Origin of the sequence: Pseudomonas reactans (assembly GCF_013385825.1) — a bacterium.
Classification (GTDB): domain Bacteria; phylum Pseudomonadota; class Gammaproteobacteria; order Pseudomonadales; family Pseudomonadaceae; genus Aquipseudomonas; species Aquipseudomonas reactans.
Map to the genome: position 1 here is coordinate 1 of NZ_JACAPG010000029.1, position 26,846 is coordinate 26,846.

Genomic DNA, 26,846 nt, shown 5'->3' on the forward strand with positions numbered 1-26,846 from the left:
ATTACGGGCACACCGAGCGTGAGCGAGGTGCCGAGTGTTGGGGCAAGAGCCCTTTGGTTACTTTGGGGCTTTTCCAAAGTGACCCGCCGTAAGGGCGGAACCCATACCCGCCATCACCCAAATAACGGATATGTACCCAACCCATCACCTACAACACAAGCGCCTCTACCTCACGGCTTTCAACCCCACGCAAATACGTCTGATACAACGCTGCATACGCGCCACCCCGCGCGATAAGAGCCGTATGCGGTCCCAGCTCCACCACCTGCCCATGCCTCACCACCGCAATCCGGTCCGCATCACGAATCGTCGCCAGTCGATGCGCAATGATGATCGCCGTACGCCCCTCACACAGCCGCCGCAACGCCCGCTGAATCCGCCGCTCCGTATGAATATCCACCGCCGACGTCGCCTCATCCAGCACCAACACCGCAGGATCCGCCAAGTAAGCGCGAACCAGGCACACCAGCTGCCGTTGACCGTGGCTCAAGTGCGCCCCCAGAGGGCCAACTTCAGTGTGGTACTGATGCGGCAGACGCTCCAACACCTCATCGGCGCCCAACTCACGGGCGGCGGCGATCAGCGTACTGTCGTCGGCCCGGGGCGCGGCCAGGCGCAGGTTGTCGAGGATGCTGCCGCTGAACAGCACATTGTCCTGCAACACCACGCCAACGTGACGGCGCAAGGTGTGCTGGGCCAGATCGCGTACATCAATGCCGTCCAGCCGCACGGCGCCACTCTGCGCTTCGTAAAACCGCGTCAGCAATTGCACCAGCGTGCTTTTTCCGTGCCCGGAGGGGCCGACAATCGCCAGCACTTCACCGGCCGGTATATGCAGGTCCAGGCCCGTGATCACGGGCGCCTGGCCGTAGCTGAAGCCCACGTTGTCAAAATGCACTTCGCCGCGCGCATGCTCCAACGGCTGGGGCCTCTCACGGTCTACGATCAGCGGCGTGGTATCCAGCAGCAGGAAAATCCGCTGGGCCGAGGCCGAGCCGGTCGCGTAGCGTTCAAACAGGTCCGACAGCTCCTGCAAGGGCCCGAGGAACAAAAACACATAGAACAGACTTTCCGCGACCTGGCCGACACTCACATCACCCGCCGCCAATCCATACGCGCCCACCAACAGCAGCACCGCAATACCCGCCGAGCTGAGCAGCGCGGTGAACGGTGCAAACCATGACGAACGCACGCTGCCGCGAATCAATGCCAGGTTAAAGTCATCCAGCAAACCCCGATAACGCCGCAGGTTCGGTGCTTCCTGGGCGCATTGCTGCAACAGGCGCGCGCCGCTGACGCTTTCCACCAGGTGCGCAGTAAAGCGGCTGCGGTTCTCCGCAACCGTGGCCCAGTTACGCTGGGAAATGCGTTTGAAGCTCCACGTGGCGAGCACCAGCAACGGCACCGTCGCCACCAGGCTCAAGAAGAATCGTGGGTCGATGCGCCACAGCATCACCGAGGCCAGGCCACAGCGCAGCACCGCGCCTAGCAATTCCGGCGGACCCTGGATCACCAAGGGTTCGAGGGCGTCGACGTCGCGGTCGACCCGGGAAATGATGCGTCCGGCACGGGTCTGGTCGAAGTAGCTCACGCTCAGGCTTTGCACATGGGCGAACACCTGCACGCGCAAGGCATTCAACACCCGGATCGCGGCGCTGCCGGCAATGAACTGCGAGACCCCGGCCAGCAGGAAGCGCGCCAGCCAACTGGCCGCCAAGCCCAGCCCCAGCCATACCACCAGACGCTCATCCAGCAGCCAGTGGTCGGCCTGTTGAATCAGCCCGCGATCAAGCAGTTCGCGCACGAACCACGGCCGTAGGAAAACGGTGAACACCAGCAGGATTTCGATGCCGATCACCGCCAGGATCTGCCGACGGATGGGCCTCAGTAAAGGCAGCAACCGCTTGAACATGCTGCGATCCAAGGCTTTTTTGGCCAGCATTTCTTCGATTTCGATGTCGCTCAAGGCTTTGCCTGGCAGCGGGTTAGCCATGGTCGATCCCCAGCAAGTCGCGGTAGTACGGATTGGATGATTGCAGGTCGGCGTGCGGGCCTTCGGCGCAGATCTTGCCGTTGTCGAGCACCAGCACACGGTCAGCCAGCAGGATGGTCGAGAGCTTGCTGGAGATCACCAGCACCGTGGTGCCATGCAGTTGCCGCAGGTTGTGCAGCACCTGGCGCTCGCTGATGGCGTCAAGGGCACTGGTGGCATCGTCCAGGCACAGGATGTCCGGTTTACCCAATAGCGCGCGGGCCAGGCACAGGCGTTGGCGCTGGCCGCCGGATAATGTCACGCCGCGATCGCCCAACGGAGTTTCCAGGCCGAGGGGCAGGCGCTGCAACACGTCTGAAGCGGCGGCGAGCCGTAGCGCCTCGCGCAGTTCCTCGTCGGTGGCAGCGGGCGCGCTGAGGCGCAGATTGGCGGCCAGGGTACCGGCGAACAGAAAGCTTTCCTGGGGCACCACGTGCACACGCTTGCGTAGCGGGCCCAGTTGCAGCTCGCGGATGTCTTGCCAGCCGGCGCTGTCTGAACCCAGCAGCAGACGCCCGGCGGTGACGTCACTCAAGCGCGGCAGCAGGCCCGCCAGCAGGCTTTTGCCGGTGCCGGTGGCGCCGACCAAGGCGACGATTTCACCGGGCTGCAAGGTCAGTGAGCAGTCGTGAAGGATGTCACGGCCCCCGCCTGGCGCCGTCACGCTGACCTGTTCCAGCTTGAGCCCCAGGGGACCGGCGGGCAGGGTGGCAGTACCGTTGCGGATCTCGGCGGGGGCGTCGAGCAATTGCCAGATTCGCTCGGCGCTGGCGCGGGCATCGGCGAAGGTCTGCATGACCCGGCCGATGCCCTCGATACGAAACACCAGGGTGGTGGCGATCAGCAGTGAGGTGACCAGTTCGCCAATCCCCAATTGCCCGGCTGCGACCAAGTGCGCGCCGTACACCAGGATCCACACATGCCCCAATGCAACGACCGCCTGGGGCAGCGGGATGCGTGAGCTGGAATAGGCCAGTGCCTGGCGCGCCAATGCAGCGAACACCGCGACCTGATCGGAAAACCCTTGGATACGTGGCTGTTCAAGAGCAAATGACTTGATCACGCGCACGCCGCCAATGCCTTCGCTCAGGTCCTGGTTGACCCGGTCATAGGCGCTGCCTACGGCGCGGTCCAGGCTTACCAACCGTTCGGTCTGGCGCACGAAAATCCACAACCCGGTGACCGTCAACAGCAGCGGCACCAGCCCCAGCAACGGGTGGTACCAGCTCAATAGGCCCACCGTGGCGAGCACCACCAGCGGGGTTTCTACCAACTGGCGCCAGAAGGTGATCAGCGCATCGCGCACCTTGTCCGCGTCGCGGGTGGTCCGGGTGATCATCTCGCCCATGCCGTGCTGCCAGTGATAGCCCAGGTGCAGGCTTTGCACCTGGACCAGGATGCGTTCGCGCAGGCGCGTCAGCAGTTCCTGGCTGATCACCAGCGAAAGCACGCTGGCGATGTATTGCAGCACACCGCGCCCAAGCGCCACGGCGAGCATCAGCCCCAGCCAATACCAGCCAAGGCTCGCGTCCAGGCTACCGTCGGCGTTATGGACCACGGCGCGGCCGGCGCTGACATCATTCACCGCATGCCCGATCAGCCATTGTTGCCAAACCAGCCCCAAGTTGATGGCTACGTACAGCGCAGCCACCAGGGTGAATCGCCAGGGCATTTCCCGGTAGATCGCCAGGCTGCGTAGAAGAGGGTGTTGTTCGATCATGAAAAGCTCATCAGGCAAAAACAGGAAAGGGCCGCGGACGGCCCGAATGGCTTATTTTCGGGTGGCGCCCTGGGTTTCCTTGGCATTCAGGATCGCGGTGTATTCGCCTGGGTCCACACCGTTGAGGTAGTAGTTACCCACATGGTGCAAGCGCCAGCGGATCGGGTCGTGGGTGGTGTGCACGCGGGCGTTGCGCCAGAAGCGATCCAGGTTCCACTTGCTCAGCGAGGAACTGGCGCCGAGCAGCGAGAAGATATCGCTGGAGATCTTCAGCGAAGCGCTGTCGGAATGCGCGCGGGCGGTGGCCACCGAGAGGATCAACTCATCCTGCAGTTCCTTGTTCTCCGGATCCAGTTCATGCAGGTCGAACACCCGCGCCGCATCACGCAACAGGGATTCAGCCGCTCGTAGGGCCACCGCGTATTCGCCGATCTGCTTGATGATATGCGGCTCTTCATTGGCGTGGTCGACGCCGCTTTCCACCCACGGCCGGGCGTTGTGCTTGAGATAGTCGACTGCCGCGGCCAGGGCGCCGGCGGCGATGCCGGTGTCGATAGCGGCGTGGAGGATCTGCGGGAAGGTCAGCCCGGTGCGTTTCATCGGGCCTTTGCGACGTGACACGTAGTCTTCGTCCAGCACGATGTTGTCGAAATTCACCGTGCCGCTGACCGAGTTCTTCTGGCCGAAGGCTTCCCAGTCATCCACCAGCGTGAGTCCCGGTGCATTGCGGTTGAGTAGCACGCCGGCGCCGCCGTCATCGGAGGCGGCCGTGAGCGAGATCCATTCGGCCAGATAGGAGCCCGTGGAGTAGAACTTGCTGCCATTGAGCACCAGCGCGCCATCTTCGCGGCGATCGACGCGGGTCTTGAGCGCGAATTTGTTCTTGCCGCCCACCTCGGCCAGCGCATTGCCGAAGCGTTTGCCGGCCAGCACGTCACTGACCAGGCGATCACGCACCGCCTCCGGGTAGCCGGTGAAAACCCCGCGCAGCATCACGTTGTGGATCTGCAGCAGTTGCCCGACGCCGCCATCGGCCACCGAGATGATGCGCACGGTTTCAACGATGGTTTGCACCGAAGCGCCGAGCCCGCCAAAGGCCTTGGGCACGCCGATGGCGGTGATGCCGCTTTCGGACAGCAGTTGCGCCTGGCGCCAGGGCAGTTGGCCGTTCTGCTGGCTGTCGGCGGCGATGGAGGCGATTTCCACCGCGATGTCCTTGGCGGCAGCAATGGCCTCGGCTTCGCTGTGCAGTTGGCGTATAGGCGCCTGTTCAAACGTAGTCATGTATTCATCCTTCTGGTTTGGTTCGCATCCAAGGGGTTGCGGTGTTGGAATGGGCTTGAGCAAGTTCCAAGCCAATGTGAAAAGCCATGCTGTACAGGGGCTGCGCAGGCGGGGTGCTGCTGGAGAAGCAGCTCGAGCAAGTGGCTGCTGGCGCAGCAACAGTGCTGTTGGCAGGTCAGCAGTCGCCTGCTCCAGCAAGCACCAGTACCCTTGTAAACCGGGGCTCACGCCAATTGGCACGGCCTCTGCAATACCTCCCTCCACTGACTTGCCCAACTCAATGGAGCTGCCCATGACCCTTTCCGCTGTCCTGCCCACGCCTGAGCTTGAGCAGATCTGGTTCACCCGCTGCCCGGTGCCCACTGCGTCCGGCATCGCCTACAAGCTGGGGTGGTTGACCGAAGAGTTCGCCCCGGATGGCCTGCCGGTGTCCACGTTGCAGGAGGCTCGCCAACTGGGTCGCCACCATTACGATCACGACCTGCCGGGGCTGTTTCGCGAAGGCGGCAATGTCCCCGCATTGGCAGCACGTGCTGCAGGTGCGCCAAGCCGATTGATCGGCCTGACCTGGATCGAGGAGTGGCAGACCATTCTGGTCCGTCCGGACTCCGGCATCACCCGGCCCGAAGACCTGAAAGGCAAGCGCCTGGCCCTGCCGGCCTGGGGCGACAGTCGCCCCGGCAGCATCGCTCGAGCCATGAGCCTGCACGGCTACAAGGGTGCATTAAGCCTGGCCGGGCTGGGGTTTGATGACGTGGAACTGGTGGAAGTGGCGCTGCACGACCAAGAGCAAGCACCGGACCCGCAACAAGGGCTTCAGCGCCTGTGGTCGGGCCTGGATTACCTGGTGCGCGGCGAGGTGGACGCGGTCTACGTCAAGGGCGCTTCGGCGGCCGATGCGGCGCGCCGGTTGGGCCTGGTGGTGGGCATCGACCTGGATCTGATCGCCGAACCGCGTTATCGCATCAACAACGGCACGCCTCGTCCAATCACCGTGCACCAGAGCCTGCTGGACAACCACTTTGACCTGGTGGTGCGCTTCCTTGCGCAAACCCTCAGCGCGGCAGAGTGGGCGGCGAACCATCGCGACAGCCTCAACGCGATTCTCGAAGAGGAAACCCGCGCCGGCAGTGCCGGAGTCGCCGAAGCCTATCGCGGCGATTTCCACACCACCCTGGCGCCGGATCTGTCGGCACAGCGCCTGGAATTCCTCACCACCCAAAAAGACTTTCTCTACCTGCACGGCTTCCTGGAACGCGATTTTTCCATCGTCGACTGGGTCGACCCGCGCCCTCTGCAAGCTGCCCATGAACTGTTGGCCAAGCGCCGCGCCTGAAACCGGAGAACTCACATGACTGCCATTGCCCACGCTCAACCGATCAGCCTCGAACTGCAGGCCTTTGTCGACAAAGTGCTGCTGGAGGCCGAAGAGGCTTTCACCGTGTTCCGTGAAACCAACACCATCACTGCCAATGGCACCGTCGGTTTTATCGAGCGCGTGCCCGGCCAGGAACTGCTGGTGTCGGTGAACTACGGCGGCCCGTGGAACTACCGTAAACCGCTGCAAGCCACCGTCACCGACTTTGCCGGCAATGTGATCCTCGGCAAGGGCAAAGGTGGCCTGGGGCGCTACACCAAGCTGTTCCAGCAACACCCGGATGTGACCACTGTGTCCCACGTGCATTCGCCGTACCTGGGTGCCTGGGCCCAGACCCACCGTACATTGCCGTTCCATTACGTTCCGGTGCAGCGCTATCAATTGGCCCGTGAACTGCCGGTGTACATCGACCGTCGCCAGCAGGAAGTGGACTTCATCCTCGACAAGATCGCCGAGAACCCCTTCAACCTGGCGATCCTTGAAGCCAACGGCGGCTCCACCGTGTGGGGCAAGCAAGGGCTGCGCGCCACGGCGGAATTCATCCTGTTGCTGGAGGAGGGCGCACAGCTGCAATTGCTCGCCGATGCACTGGGTGGTTCCCGCGCTTATGGACCGGGCGTGTTGACCCAGCAGTGGAAGATGAGCGGGCTGTTTGAACAGGCCACCGCGCTGGGCCTTGTACCCGCCATCGACCGCAAAAACTAAACACACCACGAACCCCTTGTAGGAGCCGGCTTGCCGGCGATGGCGGCGGTACATCCAACATTGATGTTGCCTGATGCACCGCTATCGCCGGCAAGCCGGCTCCTACAGGGATGGCGATATATTCAAGGATGTTTGTCATGGCTGTGAAGATTCTCTGGTACCTCACCACCCCGGATGGCCCTTACCCGTGGGAACCCGAAGGCCGCTGGAAAACCGACTTTCAACACCTCAAGCAGCTCGCGGTCGCCAGCGATCGCCTCGGCTACTACGGCTCGCTGCTCGGCTCCAGCCCCAACGAAAGCCTTGCGGTTGCCGCCTCGCTGATCGACGCCACCCAACGCCTGCGCTTTTTGGTAGCGCAACACCCGGGCGAGCTGTCGCCGGCGGTCCTGGCCAAGTGGGCGCTGACGTTCGACCAGTTCTCCAACGGTCGCCTGCTGTTCAACGTGGTCAACGGCAATGACGCCGGCCTCGCCACCCTCGGCGTGCATTATCCCCATGACGAGCGTTATGCATTCAGCCTCGAATACTGGCGAGCGTTCCAGGGCTTCTATGCGGGTGATACGCGGGGCTATGACGGTGATTACGTCAAGCTCGCCCCTCGGACGCCGGGCGCCGCCAGCCATCCCTTGGGTGGCTGGCATCCGCCTTACCAGAAACCGGGTATCCCGCTCTGGGGCGCCGGCACCTCGGGGCCGGGCGTCGAGCATTCGGTACAACTGCTGGATGTGTACCTGAGTTTCGCCAACACACCGCCGAAACTCGGTGACAAGTTCCGCAAGGTGGCGGCCGAAGCCGCGAAGATCGGCCGCGAGCTGACCTTCGGCACCCGCCTGCAGATCATCGTGCGCGAGACCGAGGAAGAAGCCTGGGCCCACGCCGAAAAACTGCTGCAACGCACCTCGCTGCACACCGCGCGAAATGCGATTGAGCGCCAGTTGCCGCCCGGTGTGAGCTTCGAGGCGTTCCACAGTGACGACCCACAAACCCAGCGCAACGTCGAGACCATCCGCGCCGGGCGTTTGCCCTGCGCGCGTGAGCTGGAGATCTACCCCAACGTGTGGCTGGGCCCGAGCCTGTTCGGTTTCAACATCCTCGGCCCGGCGGCGGGCACCTACCTGGTGGGCAGCGCCGAACAAGTCGCCGAACGTATTCGCGAATATGAAGCCCAGGGCACCTCGGCCTTCATCCTCTCCGGTTTCCCGCTGATCGACGAAGCCCACCGCGTGGCAGACCTGCTGTTTCCACTGCTGGACCTGGACCACGGTTTTGAAGTACCGCGCCTGGGTGTCACGCAAACGACTGAACAGCGCGAAGAGGCTTGATCGATGAATGATGGATTTTCCCGCCGAGCGTTTCTCGGCCATAGCCTGGCCATTGGCGGCGGCTTGCTGCTCGCCGGTTGTGACAGCGGCGCAGCCTCCCAGAGCGCGGCGGTGCTCACCGGTAAACCGGTAGGCGGCGGCCGCCTGCGCGTCGGCATTATCGACGGCGACCAGTCCGGCAACCTGGACGCGCATAAACCGGTGGGCGGCGGGATCATTCGCGGGTGGGCGCTATACAGCAAGTTCTGGGAATGGAACACAGACGTCAGCACACGCCTGGCCCTGGCCGAGTTTGCCGAGCCGAATGCCGATGCCAGCGCCTGGACCATTCGCATCAAGCCGGGCCTGGAGTTCCACCATGGCAAGACCATTGGTGCCGATGACATGCTGTTTTCGTTGCTGCGCCTCACCGATCCAAAACTGGCCTCGCCGTTTGCAGGGTTGGTCGGTGCCATCGACCGCAACGCGTTGCGCAAGCTGGATGAGCGCACCATCGAAATCCGTTTCAAGCAGGGCCAGAGTTTCTTTCCACTGGATGAAACCCTGATCAGCTTTGGCGGCATCGTGCCGACGGACTACGACCCGATCACCAACCCGGTGGGCGCCGGCCCCTACAAACTCAAACGTTTCGTGCCTGGCCAGCGCTCGCTGTACGAACGTTTCGAGAACTATTACAAGCCCGGCCAACCTTACGCCGATGAGCTGGAAATCATCGAATTCAAGGACCAGGTGTCCCGCGTCGCCGCTTTGCGCGCCGGGCAGATCGATGTCGCCAGTGGCGTGCAGGCTGAGCACAGCGCATTGCTCAAGGCCGATTCGCGGTTGTCGTTGTGCGTATCGCCAAGCACCTCATTTACCGGTTTTAACCTGAACCTGGCCAAGCCTCCATTTGATGATGTACGGGTGCGCCAGGCCTTTCGCCTACTTGCGGACCGACAGGAACTGGTGGACCGTGGCCTGAACGGCTTTGGTCGCGTCGCCAACGACCTGTATTCGCCCCATGACCCCACCTACAACCACGCAATCGCGCAACGCCCCTATGACCTGGAACAGGCGCGCTCGCTGCTGCGCCAGGCGGGGCAGGCGGATTTGCGTGTAGAACTGACCACCACGCCGGGGCCGGGTGTGAATGCCGCCTTGGTATTTGCCCAGCAAGCCAAAAAAGCCGGTGTGGACGTGCGTGTCACCCAGGTTGACGGCGCGGTCTTCAATGGTCCGCAACGCGAACAATGGCAACTGTCACCAGGCTCTACACCGGCCCGTGGCTTCCTGGCGTCGGCGCTGCACAACGACGCGCCGCTGGCGATCTACAACCGCAGCAATTTTCATGATCGGCGTTTCGACGACCTCTATCGCCAGGCCCTGGCCCAGCCCGATCTGGAACTGCGCAAAAGCTTGGTGCATGAAGCCCAGCAAATCCAGCACGAGCGTGGCGGCCTGTTGATCTGGGGCTTTAACGATGTGCTGGACGCGGCGTCGGTGAAGGTCGGCGGCCTGACGCCGGAGCAGACCACCTTCGCTTCCTGGCGTTTTGACGAGTTGTGGTTGAACCATGTCTGAGCCGTCCTGCAAGTCCCCGCGCACGCCTGCGTGGCTGTCGTGGTTTATCGGGCGCCTGGGTTATGGCCTGCTCACCGCCTGGGTGATCAGCCTGGTGGTGTTCATCGCTACCCAGGCGCTGCCCTCGGACCCGGCGCGGGTGATCCTCGGCCCGGATGCGCCGCTGGAAAGCATCCTCACACTCCAGCACCAGCTGGGCCTGGACCAGCCGATCCTCTGGCAATACCTGCGCTGGTTCGGCTCAGCCTTGAGCGGCGATCTCGGCGAGTCGCTGGATTCGAATGCGCCGGTCAGCGATATCCTGTGGGGCCGATTTGGCTACACGCTGGTGTTGCTGACGGGGGTGATCCTGGTCGTGGTGCCCGCCGCACTGGCGCTCGGCGTTGGCTTGGCGCTGCGCCGGGACAGTCGACTGGACCGTTGGAGCCTGTCGCTGCTGATCTTTCTCAAGGCCACGCCAGGCTTTTTGTTGGCCATCGGCCTGGTGCTGCTGTTTTCCATGCCGCACATGGACTGGCTGCCCGCCGTGTCGATCCTCGACCCCGACCAGTCGCTGCTGCGCCAGCTCAAGTTCCTGGTGCTGCCGGTATTGGCCCTGAGCCTCACCGCGCTGCCATACCTCACGCGCATGGTGCGTGCTGCGATGATCGAAGCGCTCGATTCCGATTACGTGGTGGCGGCGCGCCTGCGCGGCATTCCTTACCGGCGCATCGTGTGGGGCCACACCTTGCCCAACGCATTGGTCCCCGCGATCCAGGGCGTGGCGCTGACCCTGCGCACGCTGATCGGCGGCGCAGTACTGGCCGAGGTGATCTTCAGCTACCCCGGCATAGGCACGGCCCTCAACGCGGCAATCCAGATGCGCGACCTGCCGATGATCCAGGCGATTGTGCTGGTGATCACCCTGGCGGTGGTGCTGATCAACCTGTTGGCCGACCTGTTGACCGTGCTGCTCACGCCCAAGCTGCGCACGGCGCGCCGGGTCACGATGATTCAACGCAACCGCCGGGGCATCACGCCGTGGTGGCGGCGTTCGCGAGGTGATGCATGAACGAGCCGCAAATCCGCAACGGTACACTGGTCACGGCGCTGGTGATTGCGTTCGCGTTGCTTGGCCCCTGGCTGGCGCCCCATGGTTCGACCGATATGGTGGGGCCGGTGTATGGCGCACCTGCCGGGTCGGCGTGGCTGGGGTATGACTTTTTGGGACATGACGTGCTGTCGCGCTTGCTCAACGGCGGCTTGTCGGTGCTGTGGATGTCGGTGGCGGCGGCGAGCATCGCGTTGGCCATCGGTAGCACGCTGGGCTTGCTGGCGGGGCTATCACGGCGGCGCCTGGACCAGTTGATCACGTGGTCGGCGGATGTGTCCCTGGCCTTTCCCGACCTGATTCTGGTGCTGTTGATCGTCTCGATGCTGGGCCGCGCGCCGTGGCTGATTGTGTTGACCGTGTCCATCGCCTTCATCCCGGGCGTGATCCGCCTGGCGCGCGCGAGTGCCGTGGCGGTGGCGGGGCAGGAGTTTGTCGAGGCGGCGCAGATGATGGGCTATTCGCGGCGCAGAATCCTGTTCAAGGAGATTCTGCCGAACATCCTCACACCGCTGCTGGTGCACTTCGGCAATATGTTGACCTGGGGCGTGGGCATGCTCTCGGGCTTGAGCTTTCTTGGGTACGGCGTGGCGCCGCCCACGGCGGACTGGGGCTTGATGATCAATGAAAACCAGGCCGGCTTGCTGGTGCAGCCGTGGGCGGTACTGGCCCCGGCGATACTGATCGGCGTGTTTGCCTACGGCACCAATATCCTCGCCGAAGGCATCGGCCGGCGCAGTGCACGGATGGGAGACCAGCAGCCATGAACGCGATAACGGAGATCGACACTGGGATCCTGCAGGTCCTTGACCTGCGTGTGGAGTTGCCGGGGCAGGTGGATGTGGTGTCGGGCATCTCGTTCAGCCTGCAGGCCGGTGAGATTCTTGGGCTGGTGGGGGAGTCGGGGTCGGGTAAAACCACCCTGGCGACCGCGTTGCTGGCCCATGCGCGTCGGGGTGCACGGATTGTCGACGGGCAGGTGCAGGTGGCTGGGCAGGCCTTGTTGAGCCTGGAGGGTGAGGCGTTGCGTCGTGCACGCGGCAGCCTGATCGGCTATGTAGCGCAGGACCCGGCGACGGCGTTGAACCCTGCGCTGCGCATCGGTCACCTGCTGCGTGAAACCCTGGCGGTGCATCCCTCCGGGCTCGACCGTGCGGCGCAGCAACACCGTATCAGCGAGACCTTGCGTGACGTCGGTTTGCCGCAAGACCCTGAGTTCCTGCGCCGTTTCCCTCATCAATTGTCCGGCGGCCAGCAACAACGGGTGATGCTCGCGCTGGCCTTTGTGCTGCGCCCGCGCCTGATCGTACTGGATGAACCGACCACCGCCCTCGACGTCAGCACCCAGGCGCATATCCTCGCGACCCTGCGTCGACTGTGCAAAAGCCAGGGCGTGGCGGCGGTGTATGTGTCCCATGACCTGGCGGTGATCAAGGACCTGGTAGACCGGGTGATGGTGATGTACGCCGGGCGCATTGTTGAAATGGCGTCGCGAGATAAGTTATTCAGTCGGCCATCCCATCCGTACACCCGTGGCTTGCTAGGGGCGATACCGGACGTGGCCGGGCGGCGTGAGTTGAAAGCGATTGCCGGGCATGCGCCGGCGCCGGGGCAGCGCCCGCCAGGGTGCAGTTTCGGGCCGCGTTGTGAGCGGTTCAGCGCAGCATGCCTGGCGCTGGAGCCGCAATTGCACGCATTGGACGTTGGCCATGAGGTGGCGTGTATCGCGCCCCACGATCAGCCGGTGCAAGCGATTGCGCTGGCGCCGATTGCGATTGCTTCGGCACAGATTGCACCCGCACTTTTAACGATCAGCGGCTTGAATGTCGCCTATGACCGCCAGGTTTTATTCGATATCACGCTGCAGGTGCAGCCGGGCGAGTGCCTGGCATTGGTCGGCGAGTCCGGTTCCGGCAAGACCAGCCTGGCGCGGGCGGTGGCAGGCCTTGGCGAAAACGCCGAAGGGGCGTTGAGTTACGCCGGTCGACCGCTGGCCCTGCAGTCTCGCCAGCGTGATGCGGGCTTGCGGCACCAGATTCAGTACATCTTCCAGAACCCGTATCGGGCCTTGAACCCACGGCAAACGGTGTACCAGACCCTGAGTGCGCCGTTGGAACACTTCTTCAAGGTCAAGGGCGCAGCTGCGCGACAGCGGGTTGAGGCGGTGCTTGAACGTGTGTCACTGCCGGCTTCAGTGGCCGATGTCTATCCCCATAGCCTGTCAGGCGGCGAGCGCCAGCGCGTAGCCATCGCCCGTGCGCTGTTGTGCGAGCCGAGGCTGTTGATCTGCGACGAGATCACCTCGGCGCTGGACGTTTCGGTGCAGGCCTCGATACTGGACCTGCTGCGCCAGTTGCAGCGCGAAGGGCTGACGCTGCTGTTTGTCACCCATGACCTCGGCGTAGTGCGTGCGATTGCAGACCGGGTACTGGTGTTGAAGACGGGTAGGGTGGTGGAGCAAGGCGTGGTTGATGAGGTGCTGGATAGGCCGCAGGCGGCATATACGCGGGCGTTGCTGGAGCATTCGCCGTCATTGGGGTGACGGGCACCGCTACGCGGTGCGACGATTCGACAATCCGGCTCCTACAGGTTTGTGTCGCACACCTATACACGCGATCCACTGTAGGAGCCGGCTTGCCGGCGATGGCGTCCTCTACCATCACACCCATATCGCATCCCATAACGGGTAATCATGCACACGCCTCACAAGGCCGGCCCGTATCGGGTTGGCAATGATATAGCGCGCAACAGCCTGCAAATCTTCCTCCCGCCTGATGGCGCGGTCATGAAAACCCTTTTGCCAGAACCGACCTGATCGCCCCAGGCGTGCATTGATCGCGCGAGCACTACGGGACTTTGTCGCCAGCATCAATGCTGGCAGCGTGCTCTGTTTGAGCTCGATCAACCAATGAAAATGATCCGGCATCACTACCCAGGCCAGCGAGTCGGCGAGGCCTTCGGTTTGCGCCTGGCGAAATTGATGCACTACCGAGCGGCCAACCTGCCAGTCGGCAAAGACGGGATCGCGGTGTTGAGTGACAGCGGTGAGCATGTAGATCTGGCCGCTTTCGGAGTAACGGCCAGTGCGTAATTGCTTGGCGTGGGGGCGTGTGGACAATCCTTGTCCTCCTGATAGGGATACAGGTAGGTAAGGCTAGTGCGGGGTTTGAAGTTGTGATGTGGGACTTTGGCTCCGGATGTGTCTGGGCGGGCGCTATCGCCGGCAAGCCGGCTCCTACAGTGGCCGGTGTTTATGTGTACGACACAAACCTGTAGGAGCCGGCTTGCCGGCGATGGCGTCATACGCCCTTACGCAACCCTGGGCTGCCTGCGTCGTGCTTCTTCACGCACCGCCGGAATGATCCACCGCCCATAATCCACGGTGTCATACAGCGGGTCATACCCCCGGTTCAAAAACGTGGTCACGCCCAAATCCACGTAATCCAACAACGCCTGTGCCACCGTCTCCGGGGTGCCAACCAAGGCGGTGGTGTCGCCATAGGCGCCGACGGCCGTGGCGGTTGGCATCCACAGTGCACGATCGTGACGATCACCCCGTGCCGCCGCCGCGAGCAAACGTTCCGAACCGGTGCCCTTGATGCGCTTTTGCCACGGGCTGCCGGCTGCGAACTGCGGGTTGGCCTTGATCTGTGCGAGGATCTGTTCCGCACGCTGCCAGGCCAGTTCTTCGGTCGCGCCCAGGATCAAGCGCACCGACAAACTCACTCGTGGCGCTGTAACCCCCGCCGCCTGTGCCGCCGCCTTGAGCTTGGTAATCTGCTCCGCCACGCCATTCAACGGCTCGCCCCACAGCGCATACAAGTCCGCGTGTTTCACCGCGATCTGGTAGGCGATGTCCGATGAACCGCCAAACGAGATCGGGATGTGCGGCTGTTGCAGCGGCTTGACCGGCGAAAAGGCGCCCTTGATGTTGAAGTACTTGCCCTCGAAATCGAAGGGTTCCTCGGCGGTCCAGGTGCGTCGCACGATCTGCAGGTATTCATCAGTGCGTTGGTAGCGCTCGGTCTTGTCCAGCAGGAAGTCACCTTCCTGCGGCTCGGCGGTGATACCGGTGATCGCGTGCAGGCGAATACGCCCGCCGCCGGTGGTGTGGTCCAGCGTGGCGAAGGACCGCGCAGCGACGGTTGGCGCGGTGAGGCCCGGACGGTGGGCGATCATGAAGCCCAGCCGCTCGGTATGCGCCGCCGCGTAGGCGGCGATCTGCAAGCTGTCGGCGCTGCCGGGGCCGCTGGCGATGAGCACGCGGTCGAAGCCGGCATGTTCATGGGCGCGGGCGTGGTGACGGATAAAGTCGAGGTCGAAATCCGGGCTGCGCACGCCACGGGTTTCGGACCACTGGCGGGGGAAAATCATGCCGACAAATTCAATGGACATACGGTGCTCCTGGATCAGAATTGATAGTCGACCTGGGCCAGCAAGGTGCGGCCAGGCATGGGTTGCAAGAAGGTATTGGTGGAACCGGCCAGGCCGCTGACGAAATTCAGTTCATTGGTCAGGTTCAGCACGCGCAAAGTGGTGCTCCACTGCGGCTGGCGGTAATACACGGCGAGGTCGAGGTTGTATTCGTCGGGGATCTTTACCGTCTTGCTCAGGTTCAGGTACCAACTGCTGGTCCACCAGCCGGAGAGTTCGGCACCGAAGCCAGAATCGAAGCGATAGTCCACGTAGCCGCTGGCGGTGTACTCAGGAATCTGTACCGCGTCGTAACGCCCGGAGGGCCGCTGGTTGAGGCTGTTGTTGTCGCCAAACACGGTGCCGTTGTTGGGAATGAAGCCTGCTGAAGCAAAGCCCGCCTGTGAGGTGAACTCGTTGTAGGCGTTGAGCTTGGACAGGTTCAAACCGCTGCGCAGGTGGTCATCCGGCTGGTAGCGCACGGTGGCCTCCACGCCCTTGATCATCAGCCGGGCGATGTTGTTATTGCTGTCGGGCGCCTGGTCGCGGGCCTGCTTGAATGCGGCCAGGGTCATGAACAACTGGTTGGGCACGGCTTCGACCTTGACGCCGACTTCGTGCAGCACACTCAGGCTCTGGAATGCCAGCGGGTTGAGCTGGTTGGCACCGGTGCCGCTGCCCCAGCCCAGGCCGTTGGAAAAGAACCCGGTATTGACCGCCAGCGAGCGGTCGAAGGTGTAGTACAGCGTGGTGTTTTCGGTGGGCTTCACGTACGGGCTGACTTGAAATGCAAATAGCCGGTAGTTGTCGCTGTCCTTGCGCCGGTTGCCGCCGGCGAGCACGAACGGGTTGTCGATTTCGGCCTGGATCCAGCTGCGGCTGGCGCCAATGTTCAGGCCGAAATACTCGCCGTACTTGAGGTTGTGTTGGCTGAACAGGGTCTTGGTGGTCCAGGTGCTTTCAGCGGTGTAGGGCGCTACGGATTCGGCGTACAGGCCATGCCCGGCCGCGTACATCGGCGGCAGGTTCAGCCATCCGTAGTAGTTGGAGTACTGCGGCACGCCGGGTTGGCCGATCCACGCAGCGTTGCCGCCGGCAGGGTTGCTGCCGTCCAGGCCGAGCAGGTCGCCGGGGTTCTTGCCGGAAGGATTCTGGGTCAAGTCGTAGGCGTTGATGGTCGAGCCAAAGCTGTTATTGGCGGCAATCGACTGGTTGAATTCGCGGCGGTAAATCAGGCCGGTGTTGCTGTCGTCGCGCAGGGTCCAGCCGCCCAGTTGGGTTTCATTGCGTGAGCGAAACTCGAAACGGTTGTCGAAAATGTTGTCCTTGGACTGCACCTGGAACGCGCCCACCGCGTCGGTGATGTCCTTGGAGCGTTCATAGAACGTGCTGTTGGCCACGGTAATGCTCGGCGACAGGTCGGCCTCGATGCGCAGTTGCGTGGTAAAGCGCCGCGAGCTGCTTTCATCCTCCTTGCGCTGCCCGGTCTGCGACGACAGCGACTGTTCGCCATTGCCGGCCAGCGTCGGGTCATACACCCAACCGCGCAGGCTGCCGGGGTTGGCCTGGGTGTTCGGCGAGGCGGCCTGGAAGCTGCCGTCGACCACGCTGTATTGGCCTTGTGCATTGCGCTGGCGCTTGACCCAGCCCAAGGTCGGCGCGTCCGCAGCGCCGGACGCCAGCACCGGTGACCATAGGGTGTTGCCGTTCTGGATGATGGGCGTGGCACGGCCGGCGTAGTACTTGCCGTGGTCCACCAGGTTCTGCGTGGCGCGGTTCCAGCCGTGGGTGATGTTGTAGTCGTAATAGTTGTCGTAGCTGGCGTTCCAATCGACGCGAACGTTGTCGTTGCGCCAGGCGAGGGCGCCGTAGAACGCATCGAAATTATTGTCGACGTTGTCGTAGAAATCCTGCTGGCGCTGCTTGGTGATGCTGACGCGGTAGGCCAGGTTGTCGCTCAGCGGGCCGGTGTTGTCGAGGCTGAATTTATTCGAGCTGCGTGACGTGCCGTCCGGCACCCATGACCCCAATTCACCGCTGAGTTTGGTCTTGAACTCATTGAAGTTCGGTTTTTTGCTCAGGTAATTGACGTAACCGCCGCTGCCGGACACTGAGCCGTAGGTCACCGAGGATGGGCCAGCCACGATATCGGCGCCTTCATAGGCGTTGAAGTTGGCCGGATGGCGCACCGCATAACCGCGCTGGCCGTCCTGGAAAATCTCCGAACCCTGGGCGCGGAACTGCGGGGCGATTCCGGCGTTCTGGCCGCCGCCACGGGTGATGCCAGGTGCGTATTTGACCAAGTCATCAGCGCTGTGGATCGAGCCGTTGGCCAATTGCTCGGCATTGATCTGCACCACCGAGCGCGGGGTGTCGAGCACTTTGGTTTCGGTGCCGCCGTACACCGAGGTCGGCGGCCGGGTGGGCAGGGCGTCGTCATCCGACTCGGTGCTACTGGCCTGCACCGTCACGGTCTGCAGTTGGGTATCAGCAGCAAAGGCCTGCAGCGGCAGGGTTGCGGCCAGCAACAGGGGTAAACGCAAGGCGATAGCGTGCATGGCAGAAATGCCCCATAAAAAAGAGTGAAGGGCGCACGACCCTTGTAGGAGCCGGCTTGCCGGCGATGGCGTCCGTTTGATCGGCGCAGGGCTTGAGGGCCCCATCGCCGGCAAGCCGGGCTCCTACAGAGGGGGGGGCGGTTTCATTGGGTCAGGCTGAGTCTTTGAGCCAGAGCTTCTCGAATCGCCAGGTGCTGAACAGTGACTCTTCGGCCTGGGCACCGCCGACGCGGGTGGACACACTGTCGAGCAGGTCGGCGTAGCCCCAGATCAACATGCCACCGCGTTCGTACTGGATCTGCTGCACCTGATGCACCAGGGCCTTGCGTTTTTCCAGGTCGGGCTGGGCCATGGCGGCAAGGAACAGTTCACTGAAGTGCGGGTCGTTGAAGTGGGTCTTGTTTGACACCGCAAACGGCGCGTCGGTGTGTATCGCGCTGGCCAGGAACGGTGCGCCAATGCTGCCGCCAGTGCTCAGGGTCCAGTCGTTTTTCAGCGGGCCCTGGAAGGTGGCAAGGTCGACTTGTTTGACCTTCAGGGTCACGCCGATGCGCTTGGCTTGTTCGGCAAGGACCAGCGCTGAACTCAAACCCTGTCCCGGTGTGGTGATCAATTCCACCTCGAGGTTTTCCTGGCCGGCGTCCTTGAGCAATTGCGCTGCGCGTTGCGGGTCGTAAGCGCGTGGGCCGAGGCTGTGGTTGAAGGTCGGATCGCTGGGTGCATACAAGTCGTTGGCTACGCGACCCTGGCCGTTCAGCGCGCGGCGTACCAACTCCTCCCGGTCCGCCAGCAAACGAAACGCCTCGCGTACCCGCGGGTCGTTGAACGGCGGCTTGTCCAGGTTCATGTCGAAGGACAGCCAATTGCCAGACACCGACTTGATCACCTGCAGGCGCGGGTCTTTTTGCAGGATCGGCAATTGCTCGGTGGGCAGCACATTGGCCATGTCGATCTGCCCGGCGCGCAGGGCGGCGAGGCGTGAGACTTGGTCCTTGAAGTCGATGATTTCAAGTTCATCCGCATAGGGCTTGCCGTCTTTGTAGTAATTCTCGAAGCGGGTGAACAACGAACGCTGGCCGGGGGTAAAGCTTTTCAGCTTGTAGGGGCCGGCACCCACCGGGTTGGTCACTGGATGGTAATCCACCGGGACGATGCCGCCGAAGTTGACCCAGGTTTCCGCCAGCGGCATGTAGCTGCGGCCTTCGCGAAAGCTCAGGCGCACGGTGCGATGGTCCAGCTTGACCAGATTGTCGCGATCCACCCAGTGCAACAGCGCGGCATAGGGCGAAGCCAGTTGCGGGTCGGTGAGGCGGCGGATCGAGAAGATCAGGTCGTCGGCATCGATGGTCTTGCCGTTGTGGAACTCCAGGCCCGGGCGCAGGCGCAGGGTCCAGGCGCTGGCATCGGCATTTGGCTCGGCCAGTTCGGCCAGGGCCAGGCGCGGTTGCATGTGCTCGTCCCACTCCCACAACTTGCTGTACAGCGCAAACCCGCGAACGATACCGCTGCCCACCGGTTTATGCGCGTCCAGGTTGCCGCTCTGGTTGCCGTCGAGAATGCCCAGGCGCAAGCGTCCGCCATAACGCGGCTGGTCGTTGCCGGTCACGCCGGCCGGTGTGTCGCTCGGGCCGCAACCCGTCAGCAGCAGGCCGCCGCCGACGGTGGCGCTGTAGCCGAGAAAGTCCCGGCGGCTCAGCAGAAAGGTCATGGTCTCAGGCTCCGCCGTTGGCCGAATGCAGCTCGCGCAGCGGCTCCTGGGGTCGGCTCAGCTCGACGCGCTCGCTGCGAAAATGCGGCAGGATGTGCTCGCCAAGGCGATAGGCTTCTTCCAAGTGCGGGTAGCCCGCGAGGAAGAACAGGTCGATGCCGATGCTGTTGTACTCGCGAATCCGCGCCACCACGTTCTCGTAGCTACCCACCAGCGCGCAACCCGGTGGAATGCCGATATAGCCGAAGCCGGTCCATACATTCGGATGGATGAAGAAGTCGTCGAAACCCTGGGCTTCGTTCTTCTCGGCAAAACCCTGTTCGTAGCTCAGTTTGCGCGCTGTGCGCAGCCCGGCATGCGCCGCCACGGCCTTGACCGCGCCACGGGCGATGCCTTCGTCGAAGAAACGCTTGGCCTCGGTGCGCGCCAGCGCTTCGGTCTCGCGGGTGATCACGTCGATTGACAGGCCGAAACGGATGTCGGTACGCCCCCATTTCAGTGCGCGCTGGCGCAGGTCGGCGATCAGCGCGGCGATTTCATCCGGGTGCTCGGCGCGCATCAGGTAGAAGTCGGCGTGCTTGGCGGCGAATTCCCGTGCGGCAATCGACGAACCGGCGGTGCAGATCAGCGGTAGCTCGGCCTTCTTCAACGGCCCACGCAGGCCACCGCCGTCGGCTTTGTAGAATTTTCCATCGTAGTGGAAGGTCTCGTTGTGCCAATAGCCCTTGACCACGTCCATGAACTCGGTGGCGCGTTCGTAGCGTTCATCGTGCTCGCTGTAGTCACCGACCTGGCGCTGGATCGCGTCCGAGCCACCGTTGATGATGTTCCACACCAAGCGATTGCCGGTTGCGCGCTGGTACGTCGCCGCTTGTTGCACCGCGACCCAAGGGGTGTAGTGGTAGGGCTGGAACGCAGTGACGAACTGCAGGGTGCGCGTCTCGCGGGCCAGCAGTGAGCAGACGGTCCAGGGTTCTTCGCCGGTCGGCGCATTGACCATCAACGCACCGCCAAACCCATTGATCTCGGCGGCCTTGGCAATCTGGCCCAGGTAGTCGATGTAGGTAAAGTGGTCGCCCACGCTGAACCCGGAGACTGCACCGGTACTGTTGGCGCCGCCACGGTGCCAGTCGCCCCGGTTACGCGGATCGCCGGGCAGGAACTGGGTTTCGCCGTGCAACGGCAAGCGGGTGAAGAATTCGATGCTCATGAAGCCTCCTGCCTACTGGGCGGTCGGGGCGCAGATCGGGGTGATCGGCTGGTCGTTGATGACTTTGTGGGCGAACGGGATCGAGTCCTTGAGCGACGCATTGACCGTCGCGCTGTGGCCCAGGCCTTTGTATAGATGGCCTTCCACCACGGAGCCGGCGTTGCAGGCGTCCTGCATCAGCTTCACCTGGGTCGCGGCGGCGGGGGTGGTGTCTTCGGCGCCGGTGCCGATGAAGATCGGTTTGGAGGTCTTCAGGGTCGGGTACGAAACCTGCGCCAGCCACGGCGCGAGCTGCTTGCCCTTGTAGTCTTTCTTGGTGTTGGCGATGCTCAGGCCGAGACCTTCCACGTCGCCTTCCAGGGCGAACAGGCAACTGGTGCGGGCCTGTTCGAAGATCGGCAGGGCCTTGTCGGTGTAGAAGTCAGCCGGGTTGATGCTCGGGTCGTATTGCTGGGCGGCAAGCAAGGTGTAGAAGCCGTAGGCCAACGTCGGGTCGACCTTGTTGCGCACTGCCTCACTGGGGTTTTTCGCGTAGTCGAGGGTGTAGATCACGCCGGTACCGATGCTGCCCTTGACGCCCAGGTCCGGCGCATAGGTTGCCGCGTAGGCCGCCGCGGCAAAGGCGCCCGCGCCCCCCTGGGACTGACCGACGATCAACACCTTATCGGCCAGCCCTGGTACCCCGGCCACCACGGCCTTGGCGGCGTCGAGGATGCCGTAGGCGGCCATACGGCTGTTAAGCAATGGGTGGCCTCCGGGCACGCCAAGGCCCTGGTAGTCGGTGGCGACCACGGCAAAGCCTTCTTCCAGCCAGCGGTTGAGGTAAGCCACGTCACGGTAGGAACGGCCTTGCCAGGACGGCGCGCACACATCCGCCACGCCGACGGTGCCATGGCCCCAGCTTGCCACCGGCCATCCGCCGGCAGGTGGCTTGCCTTTAGGCAGGAACAAGGCGCCGGAAACCACGATGGGCGTCTTGTTGTCGATGCCGTCGGTGGAGGTGTACAGGATGCGCTGGGCACTGGCGGCATTCGCCAGGCTGATGGTGCTGTCCAGCGGCTCGCTGCGCAGCAATTTGCCGGGAACGGCGGGAATCGCTTGTTCCCAGGTGTAGAACGCCGAGACGCGGCCATCGCCTTGCAGCGGGTTGGGCTTGGGTGCATACACGTCAGCCGCGAACGCGCTCATGGACAAGGCCAATACGCTGAGGCCGAAAGCGAAGGAGTGGGGCAGTTTCATCAATCATTTCCCTATCAAGGATTCGTGCTGACCTGGCCACGCAGGGCCGGCCAGTAGTCGGTGAGTTTCAGGTCGATCAGGGCCTGGTGGGTAAAGCCGGTAGCCAGTGACGGGCCGATGTCGTAGGTGTCGCGAATCAGGTGGTTGGCCAGCGCATAGGCCGTCAGAGCCTGGTAATGGGCCTTGAGCTGCGCATCACTTTTTGGCGCCCAGCGTTCTTTCCAGGTCACCGGGTCGTTCTGGTCGTCGCGACGCAGCACGCTTTCGGCGGTGCCGGCGCGGGAGGACAGTTGGTAATAGGCGTCCTGGTTCTGCGGCTGAGAAATCCACCACGCGGCCTTGACCCAAGCGGTGGCCAGCAGTTGGGTGATCTGCGGATATTGTTTTACAAAGGTGTCGGTGCCCCACAGGTCAGAGACCAATCGCCAGTCGTTGCTGCCTTGCTTGGTCGACCAGATGATCTTGCCCACACCCTTGTCTTCCAGGGCATAGGCCTCGCTGAGCAGCACTGCCGCATCGACCTTGCCGGCCGATACCGCTGCCGCGCCCACCTGTGGGTTGAGGTTGGCAATCTTGAAGTCATCGAGTTTCAGGCCCTTGCTGGCCAGGAAGTTGCTGAACGCAAACTCCCATGGCCGGCCACGGTGCAGGGCCAGGCGTTTGCCCTTGAGGTCTTCGATGGTCTGGGCGCTGGAGCCTTCGGGCACCACCAGGTAGATGTTGTTGCCGCTGCCGCCGGGCACGATCAGCTTGCCCGGCACACCACCGGCTCCCGCGATCACCGATGGCAGGTCGCCGCGAACGGCGAAGTCCAGGCTGTTGTTGCTGAAGCCTTCGTTGATCTGCGGGCCGGCGCCGGCGTGGGGCAGGGCGATCCACTCGAGTTTCACCCCGCGTTCGCGCAATTGCGCTTCCAGCCAGCCGTCCTCGATCACGCGCCCGGCGATGCCGCCGAATACCGGCTTGCCGCCTTGGGTGTAAGCGACGATGGCGATTTTCACTGAGGCTGGTGCGGCCTGAATGGCAGTACTCGCAAAAAGGGCGAACAGGGCGGCAATGCTGCTGCGCCATACATTTTTCATGGGGCTTCTCCCTACTTGAATTGGCAATCCCCTGTAGGAGCCGGCTTGCCGGCGATGGGGCGCTTGAGCCTTGCAGCGCTTGAAAAAACGCTATCGCCGGCAAGCCGGCTCCTACAGGGGGATCGTGTTGGCAGGGAGAGAGCAGATTGCATGCCAGTCGCTGTCACAATCGCTCTAGGCCGCGTACTACAAGGGTTTCAGCGGTAGTGGCACGAATGCCACCTCACCTCGGCTGCTGATGTGCAAACACGCAAGTGCTGGCCGATTGCTGCTCCAGCAGCAGTCAAGGGCAGGGGTGTTGGTATATTCGAAATGGGTATATATAAATATTAATTAATAATTAAATGGTATAGAAAACTTCATGCACTATTGAGCACGCGCTTTTACTGCCAGGAATGCACCATGTCGCTGATCACCCATCCCAATGCCCGCGAATTGACCAAGTCGGTGCGTGCCACCGTGCTGGTCTTCAAGGACCCGCGCTCCCAGGAATTGCTGGCGCGTATCGAGCGCCTGGCCCCCAGTGAAGCCAACACCTTGATCATTGGCGAGACCGGCACCGGCAAGGAATTGGTCGCACGGCATATCCACAATCTGAGCCGTCGCGGGCGTGAACCCTTTGTGGCGGTGAATTGCGGTGCGTTTGCCGAAACCCTGGTGGAAAGCGAACTGTTCGGCCATGAAAAAGGCGCGTTCACCGGTGCTACCACCCACAAGGCCGGCTGGTTTGAAGCGGCCAATGGCGGCACGCTGTTCCTCGATGAGATCGGCGATTTGCCGCTGAACATGCAGGTCAAATTGCTGCGGGTTTTGCAGGAGCGTGAAGTGGTGCGCCTGGGTTCGCGCACGCCGATCCCGATCAATGTTCGGCTGGTGGCGGCCACCAACGTCAACTTGGCTGACGCGGTAGTGGCCGGGCATTTTCGCGAGGACTTGTTTTACCGTCTGCACGTCGCAACCATCCGCCTGCCCCCGCTGCGCGAACGGCCGGGCGACATCCTGCCGCTGGCCGAATTCTTCCTTGAAGAACACTGTCAGCGCCTGGGTTACAACCGCGCAAGCCTGAGCATCGAGGCCGAGCGCAAGATGCTCGAACACAGCTGGCCGGGCAATATTCGCGAGCTGGAAAACGCCATTCACCACGCCTTGCTGGTGTGCCGTAACCAGCGCGTGCAACCGGCGGATCTGCATTTGGTGGACATGCGCTCTTCGGGCATCCGCCAGGACGAAGCCAGCCACGCGCCGCCCGCCCTGAGCGGTCCGGTCGACCTGGAAAGTGCGCTGAACGCATTGTTCGAACAGAACATTCCAGACCTCTACGAACACATCGAAGAGACGATTTTTCGCGCGGCTTATCGCTATTGCCACGGCAATCAATTGCAGACCGGCCGGCTGCTGAATATCAGCCGCAATATCGTGCGTGCCCGCCTGGAAAAGATCGGTGAACTGGGCAAACCGGTGTTACTCGACGGCCAGTAATGCTAGGTTTTCGGACTTCGCTGAGCGCTCGAGGGTTCGACGTTGATTCGACTTGCTGACTACATCGCCGTTTTTTCCGATTCTGCCCTGGCGCCCTGGGCAGACCTTACGCCTTGGGCGTTGGTCACCCAGGCGCCCGCCATCGTTCGCCAATTGTTAGCCGAACTGCCGGCCGACGAGTACGTCATCCAGAATGAAATCGCGGTCCACCGGACTGCCACCGTCGAGGTCGGTGCATTGCTCAAGCCGCCATTGATTGTCGGTGCGCATTGTTTCATTGCCAGCGGCTCGCTGCTGCGTGGCGGTTGCTGGCTGGATGAACACTGCATCATCGGCCCCGGCGCTGAGTTGAAGACGTCCTTCGTGTTCAGCGGCAGCAAGCTGGCGCATTTCAACTTTGTCGGTGATTCGGTGCTGGGGCAGGGGATCAACCTGGAGGCGGGGAGCATCGTCGCCAACTACCGCAATGAGCGCGATGACAAAGAAGTGTTGGTACGACTGGACGGGGCGTTGCAAAGCACCGGTTGCGATAAGTTTGGCGCGTTGCTCGGTGACCAGTGCCGGATCGGCGCCAATGCGGTATTGGCGCCAGGTGCGCTGCTCAAGCCTGCCAGCGTGGTGGGGCGCGGGCAGGTGTTTGATGCAGAGAAAGACTAGAAGTCGGCGATAAACTGCACGCCGCCGACGACTGCGCCGGTGGTTTGCGTCAGCCCGCCGGGGTACTTCACGTATTGCAGGTTGGGCCGCACCATCAGCCACTTCGTCGCCTGCACGCCGTAGTTGATCTCGTAGCTGTACTCGCGGCGCTGCTCGGGCACGTACAGCGGGTCATCAATGGCGGTTACGCCATTGATGGCGTTGAGCATCTGCGTGTTACGGGTATAGCGGTCGCTGACCTGCAGTTTCGATGCGCCAATGCCGACAGTGTCGTCTGGGCGTGAATCGAACGGGCCGCGGTAGATCAGGCCGACCTGGATCAGGTTTTTGATCACGCTCTTGTCCGGATCATTCATCGTCAGGTTGGCAAACAGGTTGAGCCCGCGCTTATTGTTGCCGTCGACCGTGGTCAACTGCTGCTGGCCCGACAGCCACCAACCGTCATTGCTGGAATACATCCGATAAGGCTTTTGCGAGCTGGCGGCAAAGTTACCGTCGGCGTCCTTGAGCATGTCCTTGGTATTGGCGTTGGCATAGTAGTAACCCACGTGGTATTCGGAACTCAGCCCGGCAACCTGGCCTTTCCAGATGGCCTCGATGGGAAAACTGGTGCCCTGGGAGCCGCTGATGAATGGTTTGAAACCATTACTGGCTTCGGCATTGCCAGGGTTTTTGTCATAGGCACCCACTTGCACCGCGAACTCATCGGTGAACTGGTACTTGGCACGCACCGCCCACTGGCTGATGGGGAAGCTATTCCATACGCCGTTCCAGTTGCCTTCCTGGGAGCCGCACAGGGTCACGTTCTGAAATTCACAGGGGAACTGATCGAAGTCTTCGCCATGGCCGAAGCGCCCCAGTTTCAAGGCGAATTTGCGCTCGAAGAATTTCTGCTCGTACCAGAACTGCGAAAGCCGCCAGGCATTACCGCCGCCAAACACTTCCATGGTGGAGGTCAGTCCGGTGGCGTTCGGCTGGTGCACGCGGTCGTTGGTGATGTCTTTGCCGTGACGCTCGCCGATGCCGATGCGAAAGGTCGCGTCCTGCCAGCCGAGCAGTTTTTGCAAGTCCATGTTCACACCGAGAATCAACTGGTCGCTCCAGCGTGCGGTGGTATGCGAGTTGTAGCCACCGCCGAGGTTGGAGCCGACTTCGCCGACGTACTTGAGGGTGAAGTCATAGCCTTGCTCGGCCAGTTGTGGACGCAGGCCGTTCCAGTCGCCGAGCATGGCGGGTGAGTTTGGGTCCAGCAAACCGGCGCTGTGGGCGCAGGTCGACATGGCGCTGCAGAGCAGGGCCAGGGGGAGGGTGGTGCGCATGGGAGGCTCCTTGGATTGTTGTTTTTATGGGTGTTGAAACTCAAATTTCAGGCGTGCGCGAGCCGTGTGGGAGCCGGGCAAGCCCGC

General features: G+C 62.6%; 20 protein-coding genes. 9 read left to right on the forward strand and 11 right to left on the reverse strand.

Going from position 1 to position 26,846, the window contains the following annotated elements; genetic code table 11:
• Positions 1-148: 148 nt before the first annotated feature.
• From HX868_RS30250 to HX868_RS30260, 3 genes are read right to left on the reverse strand one after another with little or no spacing between them, the layout of a single operon-like run.
• Positions 149-1,993, reverse strand: coding sequence for an ABC transporter ATP-binding protein (locus tag HX868_RS30250; RefSeq protein ID WP_177005387.1), 1,845 nt, complete (start codon positions 1,991-1,993; stop codon positions 149-151).
• A complete protein-coding gene (locus HX868_RS30255) occupies positions 1,986-3,752 on the reverse strand; it encodes an ABC transporter ATP-binding protein (RefSeq protein WP_177005388.1) in 1,767 nt (588 codons plus the stop codon). The genes HX868_RS30250 and HX868_RS30255 overlap by 8 nt, the downstream gene beginning before the upstream one ends.
• Before the next feature lie 51 nt (positions 3,753-3,803).
• Entirely contained in the window at positions 3,804-5,036 is a 1,233-nt protein-coding gene (locus tag HX868_RS30260) for an acyl-CoA dehydrogenase family protein (RefSeq protein ID WP_177005389.1), read from the reverse strand.
• 292 nt (positions 5,037-5,328) lie between these two features.
• Here HX868_RS30260 and HX868_RS30265 point away from each other — a divergent pair, with 292 nt between their 5' ends.
• From HX868_RS30265 to HX868_RS30295, 7 genes are all read left to right on the forward strand, one after another.
• On the forward strand, positions 5,329-6,372 hold the full coding sequence (locus HX868_RS30265; protein WP_095016018.1) for an ABC transporter substrate-binding protein: 1,044 nt from the start codon (positions 5,329-5,331) through the stop codon (positions 6,370-6,372).
• 15 nt (positions 6,373-6,387) lie between these two features.
• A complete protein-coding gene (locus tag HX868_RS30270) occupies positions 6,388-7,119 on the forward strand; it encodes a class II aldolase/adducin family protein (protein ID WP_028615993.1) in 732 nt (243 codons plus the stop codon).
• A 137-nt stretch (positions 7,120-7,256) separates the two neighbouring features.
• Positions 7,257-8,444 carry an LLM class flavin-dependent oxidoreductase gene (locus tag HX868_RS30275; RefSeq protein WP_177005390.1) on the forward strand — a complete coding sequence of 396 codons (1,188 nt, stop codon included), beginning with the start codon at positions 7,257-7,259 and terminating at the stop codon, positions 8,442-8,444.
• A gap of 3 nt (positions 8,445-8,447) precedes the next feature.
• Positions 8,448-10,004, forward strand: coding sequence for an ABC transporter substrate-binding protein (locus HX868_RS30280; protein WP_177005391.1), 1,557 nt, complete (start codon positions 8,448-8,450; stop codon positions 10,002-10,004).
• A complete protein-coding gene (locus tag HX868_RS30285; protein ID WP_177005392.1) occupies positions 9,997-11,055 on the forward strand; it encodes an ABC transporter permease in 1,059 nt (352 codons plus the stop codon). Before HX868_RS30280 ends, HX868_RS30285 begins: the two co-directional genes overlap by 8 nt.
• Positions 11,052-11,861, forward strand: a complete 810-nt coding sequence (locus HX868_RS30290) for an ABC transporter permease (protein ID WP_095016022.1) — start codon at positions 11,052-11,054, stop codon at positions 11,859-11,861. Before HX868_RS30285 ends, HX868_RS30290 begins: the two co-directional genes overlap by 4 nt.
• Positions 11,858-13,636 (forward strand): dipeptide ABC transporter ATP-binding protein, encoded by a 1,779-nt coding sequence (locus HX868_RS30295; RefSeq protein WP_177005393.1) that lies wholly within the window; start codon positions 11,858-11,860, stop codon positions 13,634-13,636. The genes HX868_RS30290 and HX868_RS30295 overlap by 4 nt, the downstream gene beginning before the upstream one ends.
• A 117-nt stretch (positions 13,637-13,753) precedes the next feature.
• On the opposite strand, the gene HX868_RS30300 is transcribed toward HX868_RS30295, so the two are convergent.
• The 7 genes from HX868_RS30300 to HX868_RS30330 all read right to left on the reverse strand — a co-directional run bounded on the left by HX868_RS30300 (position 13,754) and on the right by HX868_RS30330 (position 23,304).
• Positions 13,754-14,212 (reverse strand): REP-associated tyrosine transposase, encoded by a 459-nt coding sequence (locus HX868_RS30300; RefSeq protein WP_177005394.1) that lies wholly within the window; start codon positions 14,210-14,212, stop codon positions 13,754-13,756.
• A gap of 191 nt (positions 14,213-14,403) precedes the next feature.
• Entirely contained in the window at positions 14,404-15,489 is a 1,086-nt protein-coding gene (locus HX868_RS30305; RefSeq protein ID WP_177005395.1) for an LLM class flavin-dependent oxidoreductase, read from the reverse strand.
• Between the two features lie 14 nt (positions 15,490-15,503).
• A complete protein-coding gene (locus HX868_RS30310) occupies positions 15,504-18,065 on the reverse strand; it encodes a TonB-dependent receptor plug domain-containing protein (protein ID WP_177005396.1) in 2,562 nt (853 codons plus the stop codon).
• A gap of 151 nt (positions 18,066-18,216) precedes the next feature.
• Positions 18,217-19,773, reverse strand: coding sequence for an ABC transporter substrate-binding protein (locus tag HX868_RS30315; RefSeq protein WP_177005397.1), 1,557 nt, complete (start codon positions 19,771-19,773; stop codon positions 18,217-18,219).
• Positions 19,774-19,777: 4 nt separating this feature from the next.
• Positions 19,778-20,983: an LLM class flavin-dependent oxidoreductase gene (locus HX868_RS30320; RefSeq protein ID WP_028616002.1), complete on the reverse strand. Its 1,206-nt coding sequence runs from the start codon at positions 20,981-20,983 to the stop codon at positions 19,778-19,780.
• Positions 20,984-20,995: 12 nt separating this feature from the next.
• Entirely contained in the window at positions 20,996-22,222 is a 1,227-nt protein-coding gene (locus HX868_RS30325; protein ID WP_177005398.1) for an alpha/beta hydrolase family protein, read from the reverse strand.
• Between the two features lie 14 nt (positions 22,223-22,236).
• On the reverse strand, positions 22,237-23,304 hold the full coding sequence (locus tag HX868_RS30330; protein WP_177005399.1) for an ABC transporter substrate-binding protein: 1,068 nt from the start codon (positions 23,302-23,304) through the stop codon (positions 22,237-22,239).
• Positions 23,305-23,706: 402 nt separating this feature from the next.
• On the opposite strand from HX868_RS30330, the gene HX868_RS30335 reads away from it, so the two are divergent.
• A complete protein-coding gene (locus HX868_RS30335; protein WP_095016028.1) occupies positions 23,707-24,783 on the forward strand; it encodes a sigma-54 interaction domain-containing protein in 1,077 nt (358 codons plus the stop codon).
• A 42-nt stretch (positions 24,784-24,825) separates the two neighbouring features.
• Positions 24,826-25,440, forward strand: coding sequence for an LbetaH domain-containing protein (locus HX868_RS30340; RefSeq protein WP_177005400.1), 615 nt, complete (start codon positions 24,826-24,828; stop codon positions 25,438-25,440).
• Here HX868_RS30340 and HX868_RS30345 read toward each other — a convergent pair.
• Complete coding sequence (locus HX868_RS30345; protein ID WP_177005401.1) at positions 25,437-26,759, reverse strand: carbohydrate porin; 1,323 nt, start codon at positions 26,757-26,759, stop codon at positions 25,437-25,439. The two genes, HX868_RS30340 and HX868_RS30345, sit on opposite strands and share 4 nt — an antisense overlap.
• Positions 26,760-26,846: the final 87 nt, after the last annotated feature.

Coding starts and splice junctions, on each gene's coding strand:
- HX868_RS30285 (WP_177005392.1), top strand. CDS start 9,997: ATGTCTGAGCCGTCCTGCAAGTCCCCGCGCACGCCTGCGTGGCTGTCG.
- HX868_RS30270 (WP_028615993.1), top strand. CDS start 6,388: ATGACTGCCATTGCCCACGCTCAACCGATCAGCCTCGAACTGCAGGCC.
- HX868_RS30310 (WP_177005396.1), bottom strand. CDS start 18,065: ATGCACGCTATCGCCTTGCGTTTACCCCTGTTGCTGGCCGCAACCCTG.
- HX868_RS30260 (WP_177005389.1), bottom strand. CDS start 5,036: ATGACTACGTTTGAACAGGCGCCTATACGCCAACTGCACAGCGAAGCC.
- HX868_RS30345 (WP_177005401.1), bottom strand. CDS start 26,759: ATGCGCACCACCCTCCCCCTGGCCCTGCTCTGCAGCGCCATGTCGACC.
- HX868_RS30330 (WP_177005399.1), bottom strand. CDS start 23,304: ATGAAAAATGTATGGCGCAGCAGCATTGCCGCCCTGTTCGCCCTTTTT.
- HX868_RS30315 (WP_177005397.1), bottom strand. CDS start 19,773: ATGACCTTTCTGCTGAGCCGCCGGGACTTTCTCGGCTACAGCGCCACC.
- HX868_RS30295 (WP_177005393.1), top strand. CDS start 11,858: ATGAACGCGATAACGGAGATCGACACTGGGATCCTGCAGGTCCTTGAC.
- HX868_RS30265 (WP_095016018.1), top strand. CDS start 5,329: ATGACCCTTTCCGCTGTCCTGCCCACGCCTGAGCTTGAGCAGATCTGG.
- HX868_RS30280 (WP_177005391.1), top strand. CDS start 8,448: ATGAATGATGGATTTTCCCGCCGAGCGTTTCTCGGCCATAGCCTGGCC.
- HX868_RS30290 (WP_095016022.1), top strand. CDS start 11,052: ATGAACGAGCCGCAAATCCGCAACGGTACACTGGTCACGGCGCTGGTG.
- HX868_RS30250 (WP_177005387.1), bottom strand. CDS start 1,993: ATGGCTAACCCGCTGCCAGGCAAAGCCTTGAGCGACATCGAAATCGAA.
- HX868_RS30335 (WP_095016028.1), top strand. CDS start 23,707: ATGTCGCTGATCACCCATCCCAATGCCCGCGAATTGACCAAGTCGGTG.
- HX868_RS30320 (WP_028616002.1), bottom strand. CDS start 20,983: ATGAGCATCGAATTCTTCACCCGCTTGCCGTTGCACGGCGAAACCCAG.
- HX868_RS30325 (WP_177005398.1), bottom strand. CDS start 22,222: ATGAAACTGCCCCACTCCTTCGCTTTCGGCCTCAGCGTATTGGCCTTG.
- HX868_RS30275 (WP_177005390.1), top strand. CDS start 7,257: ATGGCTGTGAAGATTCTCTGGTACCTCACCACCCCGGATGGCCCTTAC.
- HX868_RS30255 (WP_177005388.1), bottom strand. CDS start 3,752: ATGATCGAACAACACCCTCTTCTACGCAGCCTGGCGATCTACCGGGAA.
- HX868_RS30305 (WP_177005395.1), bottom strand. CDS start 15,489: ATGTCCATTGAATTTGTCGGCATGATTTTCCCCCGCCAGTGGTCCGAA.